The sequence below is a fragment of the Paucibacter sp. XJ19-41 genome, assembly GCF_028462495.1.
Taxonomy (GTDB): Bacteria; Pseudomonadota; Gammaproteobacteria; order Burkholderiales; family Burkholderiaceae_C; genus Roseateles_E.
On sequence record NZ_JAQOWX010000026.1, the window covers coordinates 25790 to 40184 of the forward strand.

The window sequence follows — 14395 nt, forward strand, 5'->3', positions numbered from 1 at the left end:
CGAGGCGGTGGAGTTCACGCTGGCCTCGGAATTCGTGCCGCGCGACGCCGCGCTGGCCGCCTTCGGCCGCCAGGCCTTCAGGCCCGGCCGGCCGCTGGCCGAGGGCGCGCTGGCGCTGATGCAACTGATCTACCGCCAGTTCGCCTACAAGCCGCTGGCCACCCATGTCGGCACCCGGGCGACCGAGGCGCTGGCGCTCAAGCGCGGCGTCTGCCAGGATTTTGCCCATGTGATGATTGGCGCCTGTCGCTCGCTGGGCCTGGCGGCCCGCTATGTGAGCGGCTACCTGCTGACCCGGGCGCCCGAGGGCAAGACCAAGCTGGTCGGCGCCGACGCCTCGCATGCCTGGGCGGCCGTCTGGTGCCCCGAGCAGGGCTGGCTGGCGCTGGACCCGACCAACAACATCCCGGTGGGCCTCGACCATGTGACGCTGGCCTGGGGTCGCGACTATGCCGACGTCGCACCGCTGCGCGGCGTGATCCGCGGCGGCCAGGCGCACCCCAAGGTGGCGGTGACGGTCGAGCCCTTGTGAGCCGGTTCGTGGCATCGGTCCGCTTCCGGCGCTTTGATGTGGCGCGCTGACCGCGAGCTTTCATCAACTTCCGCTACGCTTGCCGCACAAATCGTTGGGGATTGTGTGATGAGTAGTTCGCGTCGGGACGGCCTGCGGCAGATCGCGGCGCTGGCACTGACGGCCGGTGCGGCGTTGCTGCCGTCTGCGGCACGCAGTGCGCCGCCGCATGCCCGCCTGGTGGCCACCGAGTTTCCGCCCTATACCTCGGCCACCCTGCCCGGGGGCGGCATCGCCTGCGCGATCACCCGCGCGGCGCTGGAGCGCTCGGGCTGGACCATGAGCCTGGCGTTCCGGCCCTGGGCGCGGGCGCTGTCGGAGTTTCGCCAGGGCCTGCACGACGGCGTGATCGGCACCTGGCACAGCCCCGAGCGGGCCGCCACGATGCGCTTCCCGCGCGACCTGGGCCTGATCAACCGGATCGGCTTCATGGCGCGCGCCGGCAGCGGCCTGAAGGTCGACGAGCTGTCGCAGCTGGCCGGCCTGCGCGTCGGCACGGTGCTGGGCTATGCCAATCCCGAGCGTTTCGAGCGCGCGCGGCTGACGGTGGACCCGGCCGTCGACGACCTGGCCAATCTGCGCAAGCTGCTGGCTGGTCGGGTCGAGCTGGCCCTGATCGACAAGGGCGTGGCCTTCCATCTGCTGGATACCGAGTTGCGCGAGCAGGCCGCCCGCCTGGTCTGGCTGGAGCCGGCGCTCAGCGAGGTGCCGCTGTACACGGTGTTCGCCAAGGGCCGCACGGAAACCGAGCGCATGGCGGCGGCCTTCGATACCGGCCTGGCCCAGCTGCAGAGCGGGGGCCGTATCGCCGAGCTCCTGCGTCAGGGCGCGCGCTGGCAGTGAGACGCCGCGTCGCTGGCATCGCGCAGCAACGCATCGCGCACCCAGGCCACGGCCTCGTCCGGTTCGTCCTTGCACATCAGGAAGTAGGGGTGGGGCGCGTCCAAGGCCGGGCCGGGGATGGGCACCAGGCTGCCCTGGCGCAGCGCGTCGCCGCACAGATAGTCCGGCAGCAGCGCCACGCCCGCGCCGAGCAGGCAGGCCGAGGCCGCCAGATGCGCGAGATTGAAGCGCAGGCCGGGCAGGGCGGCCGGCACCGCGACGCCGGCCTGCTCGAACCACTCGGCAAAGCCCGGTGAGGGCCAGCCCCGGTCTTCGGCGCTGAGGTGCAGCAGCGGCAGCGCCGCGACATCGGCCGGTCGCAGGTCCTGGGCGCGGCCGATCAGCGACGGGGCCGCATAGGCGCGAAACTGGCCGGTCAGCAGCGGCAGCTGGCTGTGGCCGGGCAGATCGTCGCGCCGGAAGTAGATGCCGATATCGGCGTTCATGCCGCCGCTGGCGCGGTGCAGCGCGGCGATCAGGCGGATCTCGACTTCGGGGCGCTGGCGACTCAGCGCCGCCACGCGGGGCGTCAGCCACAGGGCGGCGACACTGAACTGGGTGCGAATCCTGACCACCGGCCGCTGCTGATGATCACGCACCGCGCAGCTGGTGCTGACCAGGCGCTCGAAGGCGTCGCGGATGCGCAGCGCGTAGTCGCTGCCGGCGGCCGTCAGCAGCACGCCATTGGCGCTGCGCCGGAACAGCGACAGGCCCAGCCACTGCTCCAGCTGCTTGATCTGGTGGCTGACCGCGGCGGGCGTGACATGCAGCTCGCTGGCCGCGCGCGCGAAGCTCATATGCCGGGCGGCGGCCTCGAAGGCGCGCAGCGCCGGCAGCGGGGGGAGGCGTTGAGGGTTCATAGCTCGGTGCTCGATCGCTGGCGGCCAGGCCAAATGAAATTAAGCCTGAGCATCAAGAAGTTCCGTTTGCTCCCATGAGACGCTGCTTGAGATGATGCAAAAGCTGTCACACAGGCATAGCACCAGTATCCCATCGCCATCCCATGCTCCAGCTTCCGCTCCGTCACGAACAACGCCAGGCCCTGGCCTGGACCCTGCTGCGCTTCACGCTGGCGGGGCTGATCGCGGCGCATGGGCTGGCCCGGGCCTGGTTCGGCGCGGTCCAGCCCTTCGGCCTCTGGCTGCAGGGGCAGGGCTGGCCGGGCGGCATGGCGCTGGCCATAGTCATCACCGGTCTGGAGATCGTCGGCCCCGTGCTGCTGGTGCTGGGCCGCTGGGTGCCGCCGCTGTGCCTGGTGCTGGCCGGCCTTTACGCCATGGGTATTGCACTGGTGCATGCGCAGGCGGGCTGGTTCGTCGTGGGCCTGGGTCGCAACGGTTCGGAGTACTCGGTGCTGCTGATCGTCTGCCTGCTCGCGCTCGCCTTGCAGCATCCACCCTCATCAAGCAGGAAGTCTCCGAACCCATGAAAACAACACGCCTCGCACGCTCACTGACACTCGCCGCCGGCGCCACCCTTCTGCTGCTGCAGATGGCCGGCTGCTCAACGGTCGCCGGCAGCACCAATATGCTCAGCGACGAACGCGTCATCGCCGAATCGGCTGGCACCCTGGGCCTGGCACCGGCCGATCTGAAGCTGCAGTCGCGCACCACCTCGGGCACCAACACCTATGCCATCCTGCGCGGCCGCGATGGCAAGGACTACAGCTGCACCATCAACGGCGGCAACCTGCTGTCCTTCGGCATGACCAATCCGCCGGCCTGCCAGCGCAAATAGCCCTTTGTTGCGGCGCACAAAAATGGCCGCTCCCTGCCGCCCTTGCGAGCGCCTTGCGTCAAGCCGGTGCGCAAAAGCCTGCCGTCATGGCTGTTTCGGGCCTGAATCCGGGGGTAACCGGCCTGGCATGAGATATGCAATCCGCTATCGGTAGAAACCATCTGTTTGTTCTACCGGGAGGTATCTATGCGAGCGTTGGCAGTTCGGAAACTGATCGTCATGGCGGCCCTCACGATGGCCGGCGCTGCATGGGCGGCGGCCGGGGACACGGCCCTGGTGTCAACCACGGGCCTCGAATCCCCGCAGTCTTTCACGGCGCAGAGCCGCGTTGACAACAACAAGGCCGGCGCGCAGTCCGCCGCCGAGGCTCGGGCTGAGCAGGAGTCGCCGAACTATGCGCTGGCGCTGGCCGGGCTTGGGGCGGTGGGCTTTCTGCTGGGGCGTCGCCGGGGCCAGTAGGGCGGTGGCCCGAGGGGGAGTGGGCGGCCATGTGACAATCCTGCCCCCAGCGTTTGGCACGGGTCTGTCCGGCCCTCAACCCCCCTTATGTCCACTCCCGCCCGCTACACGGTTGCCGACTTCGATTTCGAGCTGCCGCCCGAGCTGATCGCCCAGCACCCCGCCGCCGAGCGAAGCGCCTCGCGCCTGCTTGACGGCCGCGCGGCCGCCCTGGTGGACCGCGTGTTCCGCGAACTGCCCGAGTTGCTGAACCCCGGCGATCTGCTGGTGTTCAACAACACCAAGGTGATCAAGGCGCGGCTGTATGGCGCCAAGGCCAGCGGCGGCGCGGTGGAGGCCCTGGTGGAGCGCGTGCTGCCCGGCACGCACGAAGTCTGGGCCCACATGCGCGCCAGCAAGAGCCCCAAAGCCGGCGCCATCGTGAGCTTTGCCGACGGGTCCTTCCAGGCCGAGGTGCTGGGCCGCTGCGGGCCGGACAATGGCCTGTTCCACCTGCGCCTGTCTGGCGATCCCTTCGCGCTGCTGGAGCAGCATGGCCATGTGCCGCTGCCGCCCTATATCGAGCATGGCGACAGCGCCGACGATGTGCGCCGCTACCAGACCGTCTTCGCCAAGGAGCCCGGCGCAGTGGCCGCGCCGACGGCGGCCCTGCATTTCGACGAAGCCCTGCTGGCGCGGCTGGCCGAGCGCGGCGTAGCTACCGCCCATGTGACCCTGCATGTGGGCGCCGGCACCTTCCAGCCGGTGCGGGTCGACAAGCTGGCTGAGCACAAGATGCACAGCGAATGGTTCCAGGTCTTGCCCGAGACGGTGGCGGCCATCGCGCGCTGCAAGGCCGCCGGCGGCCAGGTCGTCGCGGTCGGCACGACCACCCTGCGGGCGCTGGAGTCGGCGGCCCAGGGCGGCGTGCTGCAGGCCGGTGCGCGCGAGACCGAGATCTTCATCACGCCGGGCTTCGAGTTCCGCGTCGTCGACAGCCTGGTGACCAACTTCCACCTGCCCAAGAGCACCTTGATGATGCTGGTCTCGGCCTTTGCCGGCTATGAGCCCATCATGGCGCTGTACCGGCATGCGATCGCGCAGAGGTATCGTTTTTTCAGCTACGGCGATGCGATGCTGCTGCGTCGTTCGTGAGCTATTTCACGCCGCTTGCTCCCCGGCCCCCCGCGCTCCGGGGAGTGGCTGAAGTTGGATCAGCGGCGATACTTCTCGCCAAGCGCTCAGAAGAGCGCGCCGAATCAATACCCGAGGGAGTTCCCGCATGAAGCTGAATCTGGCACGCGCCGCTACCGTCCTGGGCCTGAGCGCCTTTAGCGCTCTGGCGTCGGCCGCCTCCATCCCTGGCCTGGTCAGTACCGGTGCCGGTCTGGCCGCCGGCCAGGTGGACAGCAGCTACAGCTTCACCGCGCTGACCGGCACCGCCGTCGGCACGGGCGGCCACGGCGCGGCGACCTCCGACAGTGCCTTCCCCTTCCCGAACTGGCTGGACAACAGCGCCGATTCCAAATGGCTGACGCCGACCGCCGACCAGGGCGCCAGCTATGACCCGAGCGCCAGCGGCACCTACAGCTGGACCCTCAGCTTCGACCTGACGGGCTATAACGCGAGCACCGCTTCCTTCAGCGGCCGCTGGGTTGCCGACAACTACGGCGAGCTCTATCTGAACGGCCAGCTGATCTCGACGACCAGCAACAGCCTGACCAACTGGACCGCCATCGCCGAGGTCAGCAGCGGCTTCAATGCCGGTGTCAACACGCTGCAGTTCGTCGTCACCAACTATGCGTCGGCTGTCGGCAACCCCACCGGCCTGCGCGCCGAGTTCACCTCCAATGTGAGCGCCGTGCCCGAGCCCGAGACCTATGCGCTGATGCTGGCCGGTCTGGCCGCTGTGGGCTTCATCGCCCGCCGCCGCAAGATCTGACCCTCTGAGCGGGCCCGCCGCCTTGGATCCAGGCCCTTCGGGGCCTTTTTGCTTTTATGGCTGATCCGGCCTTACCTTAAAGTCTCGAGGCCAAAGGATGGCGCGTGGTGGCGTTTGATGTCACAAACATACCACGCCCAACGTCTTAGCAGCCATGGACGACGCCACCCGCCTTTTCGACCGCCTGCGGCCCCGGCTGCAGGGCATTGCCTACCGGATGCTGGGCTCGGTGGCCGACGCCGAGGAATTGGTGCAGGACGTCTGGCTGCGCTGGCACGAAACCGACACGGCGGGCTTGGCCAACGCCGAGGCCTGGCTGGTCACTGTGACCACCCGTCTGGCCATCGACAGACTGCGCAGCGCTAAAGCCCAGCGGGCCCATTACGTCGGTTTCTGGCTACCCGAGCCTCGGCTCGATCTGGACGAACTGTCGCCGACAAGCCATCAGCAGCACGCGCCGGCCACGCCGGAGGCCCTGCTGGAGCGGGCCGACGACATCTCGGTGGCCTTCCTGGCCCTGCTGGAGCGCCTCGGTCCCGAGGCGCGGGCGGCCTTCCTGCTGCGTGAGGTCTTCGATGCCGACTATGCCGAGCTGGCACAGACCTTGGGCAAGAGCGAGTCTGCCTGCCGCCAGATCGTCTCGCGCGCCAAGGCGCAGCTGAAGGACGGGCGGCCGCGCCAGCGCGTATCTGCTGACCAGCACTACCGGCTGCTGGCCGGTTTTGCCGAGGCCGCACGCAAAGGCGATTTCGCCGCGCTGCAAGCCCTGCTGGCCGAGGACGCCGAGCTGATCAGCGACGGCGGCGGCCTCGTGCCCAGCTTCGGCAAGGTCTTGGTTGGCGGATGGCGTATCGCCCAGCTGTGCTTTGCCAACTGGCGCCGCAGCGAGCGCGGCGATGCGCCGCAGCGCCTGGAACTGGTGCGCATGAACGGCGAGTGGGGGCTGCTGCGCTTTGTCGCCGGCCGGCTGGACTCGGCCCAGAGCCTGCAGACCGATGGCCAGCGCATCACCCGCATCCACACCCAGCGCAATCCGGACAAGTTGCGTCGCTTGGCCGAAGCCTGCGCTGTCACAAAAGGACCAGCTGCCTCGTCTTGAGGAGTGAGCGCGGCAAACGCTCTCTGTGCTTGCTGCAGCAACCACCCCCTCAACCCAGGAGCTTTCCATCATGTCGCAACAACAACAACGCCTCAACTACGCCCAGCAAGCCCCCGAGCTGTTCAAAAAGTATGTCGAATTCAGCATGGCCCTCAAGAAAGGCACGCTGGGAGCCGCGCTGCATGATCTGGTTACCTTGCGCGCCTCGCAACTCAATGGCTGTGCCTTCTGCGTGGACATGCATGTCAAGGAAGCGACCCTGCACGGCGAGCGTGCGCTGCGCCTGCACCATATGGCCGTGTGGCACGAGTCGCCGCTGTTCTCGCCGCGCGAGCGCGCCGCGCTGGCCTGGGTGGAATTGCTGACCAAGCTGCCGCCGCAGGGCGTGCACGAGACTGACTTCCAGGCGGTGCGCGAGCACTTCAGCGAGCCGGAGCTGGCCGAGCTGAGCTTCGCCATCGTCGGCATCAACGGCTGGAATCGGCTGGCCATCGGCTTCGCTGCCGTGCCCGGCTCGCAGGACAAGGCCTTCGGTCTGGACAAGGCCGGGCTGGCCTGAGCGGGCCGGCAGCGAGCTTTCCTCGCCGGCTCACCAGCCCAGCTGTTCGCCGCGCTCGCAGGCCGCGATCAGCTTGGCGAGGCGGGCCGCGCGGGTTGGGTCCTTCTTGGCGCTGCAGACCCAGTGCAGCAGCCGCTTGCGGTAGCTCGGCGGCGTTTTGCCCTCGAAGAAGTCCCAGGCTGCGGCGGCGCGACGAAACTCGCGCAGCTCGGCGGGCCGCAGCTCGGCGGTCTCGGCCTGCTCGTGCGAATAGATGGCCGAGCGCTCGGCGCTGCGCAGCGCAAAGGCCGCCAGCCCGGCCGGCCTCATGCGGCCCTCGGCCTGCAGCCGTGCGACCTTGTCGATATTGACCTGGCTCCAGATCGAGCCGGGCCGGCGCGGCGTGAAGCGGATCTGGTAGTGCGCGTCGTCGATGCGCTTGCGCACCCCGTCGATCCAGCCGAAGCACAGCGCCTCGTCGACCGACTCGGGCCAGCGCAGGCCGGCCGCGCCCGTGCCGACCTTGCGAAAGCCCACCAGCAGCTCGGTGGCGGTCTCGGCATGGGCTTCCAGCCAGGCGCGCCAGGCCAGCGCATCGGGGAAGAACTGCGGGGCGGGGGTGCTCATCTCAGGCAGTGTCGGTGGGGGCGGGGCTGAAGTCCATGATCCAGTTGGTTTCCCAGGTCTGGCCGGCATCGGCCGAGAAGGCCTGCTCCCAGCGCGGCAGCCCCGAGGCCGGCACCGACCAGAGGAAGCGCACCCGGATCGGCCGCCCGTCCAGTGCGTCGTCGGCGAAGAAGCTGCCGACGCCCTCGGCGAAGCGGCCGACCACAGGCACATCCAGCCCCTGCGGTCGGCGGGCGTCCAGCCACCAGATCGACCATTGCCCGCTGGCCGGATCGAAGGAGCGCAAGGCCGCAGCCCGGTACTCGCCCTCCGGCAGGGCCAGTAGGTTGTCCTCGACATTGCCGAAGCCGCCGAGGATTTTCCGCGTGCTCGAGCTGCCGCTGAACTCCTGCCACTCGCTGCAGCCCGCCAGGCGCTCTCTCAGGCGGCGATGGCGAACGGCCCAGCGGCCGATGATGAAATCGAAGTCGGCGGCGCTGGGCTGGCTCATGGTCGGATGCCTGCTAAATCGGGAACCGCAGTGTGCATGGGGCTCCGGACAGCGTTGTGGCAGCAGGCCTCAGACCGCGCCGCGCTGCCTAGCAGGCGTAGCGCAGGCGCAGGGTGTCCGAGCCGTCGAGCCGGCGCGCATCGAGCAGGCGCAGCGGCGCCGGCAGGCCCGTGCGCAAGGCCGGCAGCCCTTCGCCCAGCAGCACCGGGCCGATCAGCAGGTTCAGCTCGTCGACCAGACCCCGGGCCAGCAGATCGCTGGCCAGCAGCGGGCTGCCGTAGATCAGCAAATCTTGCGCGGCGCTGGCTTTCAGGGCCTGGATGCGCGCATGCGCCTGGGCGCGCCGCACGATCTCGGTCTCGTGCCAAGGCCCGACATCCTCCGGCGCCAGCCCGTCGCTGACGACCAGCTTGCCCATCGGCGCGATCAGGCGGGCGATCTCGCGCACCGCCGGCGAGAGCTCAGGGTCCTGTGGGCTCTGCTGCGGCCAGAAGTCGCGGAACAGCGCGAAGGTGGTCGCGCCGAACAGCAAGGTGCCGGCATGGCGCATCAGTTCGAGGTTGTGGGTATCGAAGGCCGCATCCATAGGCAGGGCGTCAAGGACGCCGCCGGGCCCGGCGCAGTAGCCGTCGAGGGAGCAGAGGGTGCTGATGATGAGCTTGGCCATGAGGTTTCTTTCCTTCTCCAGGGAGGTTTGCTTGAGCCACGGCCCCGAGGGATTCGGGGCGTGTCAGCTCTTGAGAGACAAACCCTCGGCCGAACTCATCGCTCCTGCTCGACAAAAAGTTCGGCGGCCAGGCCGAAGCGCCGCTGCAGCGCCGGGTCCAGAAAGCTGTGCAGGCCCGCGATGAGGCCGCCGCGCAGATGCAGCAGCAGGATCCCGCCGAGGCGGAAGTGCCGGTCGCCGGCCGATTTCATATAGCAGGCGTAGCCCGGCTGGCCGTTGGCGCGCAGCGGCAGCAAGCGCCACGGCGTCTCGAACACCCGCTCGGCCAGAAAGCGCTGCACGAAGTGCCGGCCCTCGAACCAGGCCGGCAGCGGCGGCATCGTGAAGCGCACATCGTCGGTCAGCAAGGCCACCAGCCCGTCCACATGTCGGGCCTCCCAGGCCTGCACGAAGGCCGCGAGCAGGCGATTCAGATCCGCTGTGCCTAGCGCCTGCTGCTCGGCCGCCTGAGACACCGCCGGCAGCCGCTGCCTCAGCGACTTCTGCGCCCGCTGCAGCGCGCTGTTCACCGCGGCGACGCTGCCGCCCAGCATCGCGGCCGTCTCGGCCGCCGAATACTCCAGCACCTCGCGCAGCAGCAGCACGGCGCGCTGGGTGGCGGGCAGGTGCTGCAGCGCGGCGACGAAGGCGAGCGCGACCTGCTCGCGCCGCTGCAGCCGCAGGACCGGGTCGGCCTGATCCGCCCCCTCTTGCTCTTCATCCAGCAGCGGCTCCAGCCAGACCGGCCCGAGCACCATCTCGCCCAGTTCGGCGGTGGTCTCGAACGGCCGGCCGTAGTCGGGCGAGGTGAGACGGCGCCGGCGCTGCTGCGCGAGCAGGCGCAGGCAGGCGTGGGTGGCGATCTGGTACAGCCAGGTGGCCAGCGCGCTGCGGCCCTCGAACGAGGCCAGCCCGCGCCAGGCCGCCAGCAGGGCGTCCTGCAGCGCATCGTCCGCATCATGGGGCGATCCCAGCATGCGGTAGCAATGGGTGTGCAGGCGTCGTCGGTGCGGCGCGATCAGCGCGTCGAACGCGCCGGCATCACCGCCGCGCGCCCGCGCGAGCAGTTCCTCGGACGTGGCGGGCGGCGGGTGCATGCAGGCCCTCAGTCATCGATGCCGCAGCCGACCGGCTGCCCGGCCTGGAAGTGCACCTTCCAGACGGCCTCGCTGTCACCGTTCGTGAAGGTGATGGTGTAGACGCCCTCGGCCAGATGGTGGCCGTAGGACTCCAGGCCCTGGACCCGGAAGGCCTGCGGGTCGGCCAGCCAGTCATCAATGTCCATGTTCTTGCACAGATAGTCCTGGGCGAGCGGCGTCAGCTGCCAGAACTCCCGGTATGGCGGTCGCAGCAGATCGAGCATCGCTTCGGCCGGGTAGGTCCCGGCCGAGCCGGCGCCGAGATGCAGGCGTGCCGCGCTGCCGGCCTCGGGCCGCGCGATCTCGCCCACCCAGCCCTCGGCGTCCTCGTCCCAACGCAGCAGGCCCAGCGTCGGATCGAGCAGCGGCGCCAGCGGTTCTTCGGCGGGCCGGTGCCCGAACAAGCGATTCAGCAAACCCGTCATGCTCGTCCTCCTCAAGGTGTGACCCTCGCGGCGGACAGTATGGCCACCTGCGGCATGGCAGGGAATCACCCTTTGGGGTTGTTGCATCGAAGAGTCGGGGTCAGGTCTTGAGCGAGGATGCGGCGACAACCTGGCCTGGTGCTGGCGCTCCATCACACCGAAATTTCTTGTGAAATGGGAGGCCTGACCCTCTTCCCGGAAAATGCGAAAACCCGGTCTGGTCTGCAGATCCAAACCTCAGCCAGCTGCCAGTCCTTCAAGCCTGCCCATGAGTTTCCTGTCAACACCGAAGCCTAGCGAGTGCAAGCAATGAAGCAGTGGCCACTCGCCGGCCCTGGCCGGCACCTTCAGGCGCTGTTGTCTGGCGCGCTCCTCTGTGTGCTCCTCTGTGTGCTCCTCAGCGCCTGCGGCAACGGCGGCCTTGCAAGGGAACCCGAAGCCGACCGAGGAGATGCCGCACCATTCGACCATGCGTCCATTCATGTCGTGGGCCGTGTCAGGCAGCATCGCGATGCGGTCGAGTACAGCTGGCCGGGCATCTATTTTGAAGGGCGCTTCGCCGGGTCAGCGATCGGCCTCAAGTTTGCCGACAGCAGCAGTCATTTCAATATTGAAATCGACGGCCAGCACAAGGAAGTGATCTCGGAGCCGGGCAACCGGACCGTCTGGGTGCAGGGCCTTGGCGCTGGCGAGCATCGCATCAAGGTATTCAAGCGAAACGAGTCGGCCCACGCCAGCGGACGCTTTTTCGGCTTCGAAGTTCGACCTGGCGACCAGCTGCTGCCTGCTCCCAAACCTCGTGCGGACCAGATGGTCTTTTTTGGCGACTCTCTGACGCTTGGCTATGGCAACGCATCGACCAAAAGAGAATGCACCGATGCGGAGGTTTCGGCCTCCACCAATAGTGCCTTGTCCTTTGCCGGCTTGACCGCCAAACACTATGACGCCGAACTCCAGCTCAATGCCTATTCCGGCCTTGGCATGGTGAGGAACTATGCAGACGGGTTCCCGGGCACCGATTACAGGACCTTTGCCGGCAGAACCATCCTCCACGATCCCCTGAGTGTGTGGGCAAAGCCAGAACACTGGAATCCGAGCGTGGTGGTGGTGACGCTCGGGGGGCCCGACTTTGCATTCATCGATGACAGCAAGCGATGGAATGTGGGGACGCTGGCGCCGAAGTTCGAAGCGGCCTATGTTGCCTTCCTGAGTGCACTCCGGAGCCAATACGGAAGCCATGCATTGTTCGTGCTCGGCGTTCCTGAAACGGCCGATCCTCGCCTGCGGGACAGCGTGCGCGAAGTCATGGCCCGTCACAAGCTGGCGGGATATTCACGAGTCGACTACTTCGGCATTGACATGGCGGCCCTCGATGTCCAGGGCTGTCATTGGCATGCCTCCCTGCAAGATCACCGGGCAATTTCCAAGTGGCTGATCAAGGTGATTGACCGCTGGCGCCTGAAAGCATCCCACTAGGCTGGTCTGCGCAGGGATCAAAGTTGGTGTGGTGGCACAACCAGTCCTTAGGACTGATTGTGTCCGGGCTCAGTCCCCCGCCTGCGGCCTCCTCATTTACCTCGCCATGCAGAACACCCAGCCGACCTGATCTGCCAACGGTCGTCGGGTTCTCTGGGGACGGCAGAGCGCCAGTTGCCGAGGGCAGTGGGTGAGTGGCGCAGCGAGGTCAAGGAGGAGGCCGCAGGCCGGGGGACAGGAGCGAAGTCACTTGCCCGCTGGCCTCGGCGTGCCGCTAGTTCTGGCTCCGTCGGGTTGCGGAAAGCGGGAGACATGATCCTCAGGTACCGTTGGTACAAGCTTCGGGAGTTGATGCCGAGTTGGAAGGGTTTGCACTTAGATGGTGAGTTGTTGAATTGTTGACACTTCGGTTAAAGCGAATGGTTACCAGATTCAAGGGATCGCATGGCATCTAGACCGAAACAGACGATGGCCGTAGGGCGCACGCAGAAACGGGCGCCTATGAGGCTGAGTGCAAAGAAGGTGAATATCAAAAATGACATTTTGGATACTCAAGGGATAGATGCCTCTAATTCTGCAAATATAGAGTTAGTTTTCGGCTTTGTAGGCCCAACTGGCATAGATCTAGACAAGGTCTGCGATGTTCTAAAGAATCAACTAAAAACTGTTCAGTACGAAGTTGTAGAAATACGATTAAGTGACTTGATAACAGCCTATTTAAGGGAGTCATCAAGCTTTTCAAACTCCTATGAGCGTGTTAAGTCTCTCATGGCCCGAGGCACAAGACTAAGGGAAGAGACGGGTCAGGCTGATGTAGTTGCGAGACTAGCAATTGCAGCAATACGTGAAGTCAGAAAAAATAAAACTGGCGATGTCAGAAAGCCGGCTCAGCGCGTGGCCTACTTGGTTCGATCATTTAAAAGACCAGAAGAAGTAGAGCTTTTCAGACAGGTTTACGGAAAAGCTTTTACATTAATATCTGTCTATGCGTCGAAGTTATGGCGTAGCCAATTTTTGAAGAAGGCAATATCGACTTCTTTGTCAAAAGATAAAACTCAAGCAGAAAGGTATGCGACTGAGCTTATAACTATTGACCATGATGAAGAGGGAAAGAAGCTTGGTCAAAAAGTTGGAAAAACATTTCCTCTTGCCGATTTCTTTGTTACGAGCGAATCTCGCCCTGATCTTGAGAAAAATTTAAAGAGATTAACGCAGCTAACTTTCGGGAATCCTTATATATCTCCCACGCGCGACGAGCAGGCCATGTTTTTCGCCAAGGCGGCAGCTCTCAGATCACTTGACCTTTCTAGGCAAGTCGGAGCAGCTGTTGTTTCAAGCGACGGTGATTTGTTGACTACTGGCTGCAATGAAGTTCCGAAGTTCGGCGGTGGACTCTATTGGGGCGAAGACTATCCGGTGGATCGTGACTTCGAGCGGGGAACGGACTCCAACGTAACAATAAAAAAAGAAATCGTCGAAGATGTATTCGCTCGACTCAGAAGTAAGGGGTTCATTAGTAAAGAATTGGATGAAAAAAGTAATGCAGACCTTACGGATGAAGCGCTTTTCCATAACGGCGCTTATCTAAAAGATTCGCAGATATTTGATGTAATTGAGTTTGGCCGTGCAGTACATGCTGAAATGGCCGCAATCACTCAAGCCGCCAGGGTCGGGGTGAGCTTGCAAAATTCACGTCTCTTCTGCACGACATTTCCATGTCACATTTGTGCCCGACATATTGTTTCATCCGGCGTTCGGGAAGTTGTTTTTATTGAACCTTACGAGAAGAGCAGAGCATCGGATCTGTTCGGAGATTCGATTAGTGTGGAGCCGGTGGAGGCATCATCGAACAGAGTAAATTTCCGGGCGTTCGTTGGGGTTGCTCCACGCCGTTACATGGATTTCTTTGAATTTCAGGGCAGCCGCAAGACTAATGAAGGTAAAATTAGAGCTCTTGACGAGCAGGCGGCGGCTCCTAGAATCAAGCGATTCGTGTTTACGTATACATTTGCTGAGGCGTTCGCAGTGGATGCAACTTTGCCGTTGCCTTCAGCCAAAAAAGGAAGGAGCAAAAAATGAACCTGCAGTACAAGTCATTTATGGGCCAGTTTGTTGCTGCAAAGAAGGAAGTTCAGCAACTTCGCGAAGTGATGAAAGAGTCGGCGCAACTCGCTACTCTCACCTACCCAACACCAAGAGCTGCGGCAGCGATTACTACGCAGACTCCCAAGAAGAAAAGCTAATGCGAGTGCGCACTAGAAGAAGGCTCTAATTCAGCCTTCCTAAAACCGAAAACGGCCGCTAATGCGGCCGTTGCTCATTTCA

18 protein-coding genes are annotated in these 14395 nt (G+C 65.0%); 12 read left to right on the plus strand and 6 right to left on the minus strand.

The window, feature by feature from the left end:
- Positions 1-532 (plus strand): transglutaminase-like domain-containing protein (locus tag PO768_RS09240; protein ID WP_272645819.1); only part of this gene is annotated, 532 nt, incomplete at its 5' end.
- Between the two features lie 108 nt (positions 533-640).
- Entirely contained in the window at positions 641-1414 is a 774-nt protein-coding gene (locus tag PO768_RS09245; RefSeq protein ID WP_272645820.1) for a substrate-binding periplasmic protein, read from the plus strand.
- Here the strand turns inward: PO768_RS09245 and PO768_RS09250 are convergent.
- Positions 1393-2313 (minus strand): LysR substrate-binding domain-containing protein, encoded by a 921-nt coding sequence (locus PO768_RS09250; protein WP_272645821.1) that lies wholly within the window; start codon positions 2311-2313, stop codon positions 1393-1395. The genes PO768_RS09245 and PO768_RS09250 overlap by 22 nt on opposite strands.
- Positions 2314-2456: 143 nt before the next feature.
- On the opposite strand from PO768_RS09250, the gene PO768_RS09255 reads away from it, so the two are divergent.
- The 7 genes from PO768_RS09255 (at position 2457) to PO768_RS09285 (ending at position 7228) form a co-directional block, all read left to right on the plus strand.
- The gene (locus PO768_RS09255; protein ID WP_272645822.1) at positions 2457-2882 is read left to right on the plus strand and encodes a DoxX family protein; all 426 of its coding nucleotides are present in this window, start codon (positions 2457-2459) and stop codon (positions 2880-2882) included.
- Positions 2879-3190, plus strand: coding sequence for a hypothetical protein (locus PO768_RS09260; protein WP_272645823.1), 312 nt, complete (start codon positions 2879-2881; stop codon positions 3188-3190). Before PO768_RS09255 ends, PO768_RS09260 begins: the two co-directional genes overlap by 4 nt.
- A 219-nt stretch (positions 3191-3409) precedes the next feature.
- Positions 3410-3649 (plus strand): hypothetical protein, encoded by a 240-nt coding sequence (locus PO768_RS09265; RefSeq protein ID WP_137944273.1) that lies wholly within the window; start codon positions 3410-3412, stop codon positions 3647-3649.
- 87 nt (positions 3650-3736) lie between these two features.
- Positions 3737-4783, plus strand: coding sequence for a tRNA preQ1(34) S-adenosylmethionine ribosyltransferase-isomerase QueA (gene queA / locus PO768_RS09270; RefSeq protein ID WP_272645824.1), 1047 nt, complete (start codon positions 3737-3739; stop codon positions 4781-4783).
- Positions 4784-4910: 127 nt separating this feature from the next.
- Complete coding sequence (locus PO768_RS09275; RefSeq protein ID WP_272645825.1) at positions 4911-5570, plus strand: PEP-CTERM sorting domain-containing protein; 660 nt, start codon at positions 4911-4913, stop codon at positions 5568-5570.
- A 154-nt stretch (positions 5571-5724) separates the two neighbouring features.
- Entirely contained in the window at positions 5725-6669 is a 945-nt protein-coding gene (gene sigJ, locus PO768_RS09280; RefSeq protein WP_272645826.1) for an RNA polymerase sigma factor SigJ, read from the plus strand.
- 70 nt (positions 6670-6739) lie between these two features.
- Positions 6740-7228, plus strand: a complete 489-nt coding sequence (locus PO768_RS09285) for a carboxymuconolactone decarboxylase family protein (RefSeq protein WP_272645827.1) — start codon at positions 6740-6742, stop codon at positions 7226-7228.
- Positions 7229-7258: 30 nt separating this feature from the next.
- Here PO768_RS09285 and PO768_RS09290 read toward each other — a convergent pair whose 3' ends face one another.
- The 5 genes from PO768_RS09290 to PO768_RS09310 all read right to left on the minus strand — a co-directional run bounded on the left by PO768_RS09290 (position 7259) and on the right by PO768_RS09310 (position 10594).
- Positions 7259-7834 carry a YdeI/OmpD-associated family protein gene (locus PO768_RS09290; RefSeq protein ID WP_272645828.1) on the minus strand — a complete coding sequence of 192 codons (576 nt, stop codon included), beginning with the start codon at positions 7832-7834 and terminating at the stop codon, positions 7259-7261.
- A 1-nt stretch (position 7835) separates the two neighbouring features.
- Complete coding sequence (locus PO768_RS09295; RefSeq protein WP_272645829.1) at positions 7836-8324, minus strand: DUF1579 domain-containing protein; 489 nt, start codon at positions 8322-8324, stop codon at positions 7836-7838.
- An 88-nt stretch (positions 8325-8412) separates the two neighbouring features.
- Positions 8413-8991, minus strand: a complete 579-nt coding sequence (locus PO768_RS09300) for a dihydrofolate reductase family protein (RefSeq protein WP_272645830.1) — start codon at positions 8989-8991, stop codon at positions 8413-8415.
- A gap of 95 nt (positions 8992-9086) precedes the next feature.
- A complete protein-coding gene (locus PO768_RS09305) occupies positions 9087-10127 on the minus strand; it encodes an RNA polymerase subunit sigma-70 (protein ID WP_272645831.1) in 1041 nt (346 codons plus the stop codon).
- Between the two features lie 8 nt (positions 10128-10135).
- Positions 10136-10594, minus strand: a complete 459-nt coding sequence (locus PO768_RS09310; RefSeq protein ID WP_269839716.1) for a hypothetical protein — start codon at positions 10592-10594, stop codon at positions 10136-10138.
- Positions 10595-10903: 309 nt separating this feature from the next.
- On the opposite strand from PO768_RS09310, the gene PO768_RS09315 reads away from it, so the two are divergent.
- From PO768_RS09315 to PO768_RS09325, 3 genes are all read left to right on the plus strand, one after another.
- Positions 10904-12070: a hypothetical protein gene (locus tag PO768_RS09315; protein WP_272645832.1), complete on the plus strand. Its 1167-nt coding sequence runs from the start codon at positions 10904-10906 to the stop codon at positions 12068-12070.
- Positions 12071-12592: 522 nt separating this feature from the next.
- Positions 12593-14149 (plus strand): anti-phage dCTP deaminase, encoded by a 1557-nt coding sequence (locus tag PO768_RS09320; RefSeq protein WP_272645833.1) that lies wholly within the window; start codon positions 12593-12595, stop codon positions 14147-14149.
- Positions 14146-14313, plus strand: a complete 168-nt coding sequence (locus tag PO768_RS09325; RefSeq protein WP_272645834.1) for a hypothetical protein — start codon at positions 14146-14148, stop codon at positions 14311-14313. Before PO768_RS09320 ends, PO768_RS09325 begins: the two co-directional genes overlap by 4 nt.
- Positions 14314-14395 lie beyond the last annotated feature (82 nt).

Bases quoted from the DNA above. Each gene is read 5' to 3' on its own strand.
- PO768_RS09245 (WP_272645820.1), top strand. From the start codon at position 641: ATGAGTAGTTCGCGTCGGGACGGCCTGCGGCAGATCGCGGCGCTGGCA.
- PO768_RS09250 (WP_272645821.1), bottom strand. From the start codon at position 2,313: ATGAACCCTCAACGCCTCCCCCCGCTGCCGGCGCTGCGCGCCTTCGAG.
- PO768_RS09255 (WP_272645822.1), top strand. From the start codon at position 2,457: ATGCTCCAGCTTCCGCTCCGTCACGAACAACGCCAGGCCCTGGCCTGG.
- PO768_RS09260 (WP_272645823.1), top strand. From the start codon at position 2,879: ATGAAAACAACACGCCTCGCACGCTCACTGACACTCGCCGCCGGCGCC.
- PO768_RS09265 (WP_137944273.1), top strand. From the start codon at position 3,410: ATGGCGGCCCTCACGATGGCCGGCGCTGCATGGGCGGCGGCCGGGGAC.
- queA (WP_272645824.1), top strand. From the start codon at position 3,737: ATGTCCACTCCCGCCCGCTACACGGTTGCCGACTTCGATTTCGAGCTG.
- PO768_RS09275 (WP_272645825.1), top strand. From the start codon at position 4,911: ATGAAGCTGAATCTGGCACGCGCCGCTACCGTCCTGGGCCTGAGCGCC.
- sigJ (WP_272645826.1), top strand. From the start codon at position 5,725: ATGGACGACGCCACCCGCCTTTTCGACCGCCTGCGGCCCCGGCTGCAG.
- PO768_RS09285 (WP_272645827.1), top strand. From the start codon at position 6,740: ATGTCGCAACAACAACAACGCCTCAACTACGCCCAGCAAGCCCCCGAG.
- PO768_RS09290 (WP_272645828.1), bottom strand. From the start codon at position 7,834: ATGAGCACCCCCGCCCCGCAGTTCTTCCCCGATGCGCTGGCCTGGCGC.
- PO768_RS09295 (WP_272645829.1), bottom strand. From the start codon at position 8,324: ATGAGCCAGCCCAGCGCCGCCGACTTCGATTTCATCATCGGCCGCTGG.
- PO768_RS09300 (WP_272645830.1), bottom strand. From the start codon at position 8,991: ATGGCCAAGCTCATCATCAGCACCCTCTGCTCCCTCGACGGCTACTGC.
- PO768_RS09305 (WP_272645831.1), bottom strand. From the start codon at position 10,127: ATGCACCCGCCGCCCGCCACGTCCGAGGAACTGCTCGCGCGGGCGCGC.
- PO768_RS09310 (WP_269839716.1), bottom strand. From the start codon at position 10,594: ATGACGGGTTTGCTGAATCGCTTGTTCGGGCACCGGCCCGCCGAAGAA.
- PO768_RS09315 (WP_272645832.1), top strand. From the start codon at position 10,904: ATGAAGCAGTGGCCACTCGCCGGCCCTGGCCGGCACCTTCAGGCGCTG.
- PO768_RS09325 (WP_272645834.1), top strand. From the start codon at position 14,146: ATGAACCTGCAGTACAAGTCATTTATGGGCCAGTTTGTTGCTGCAAAG.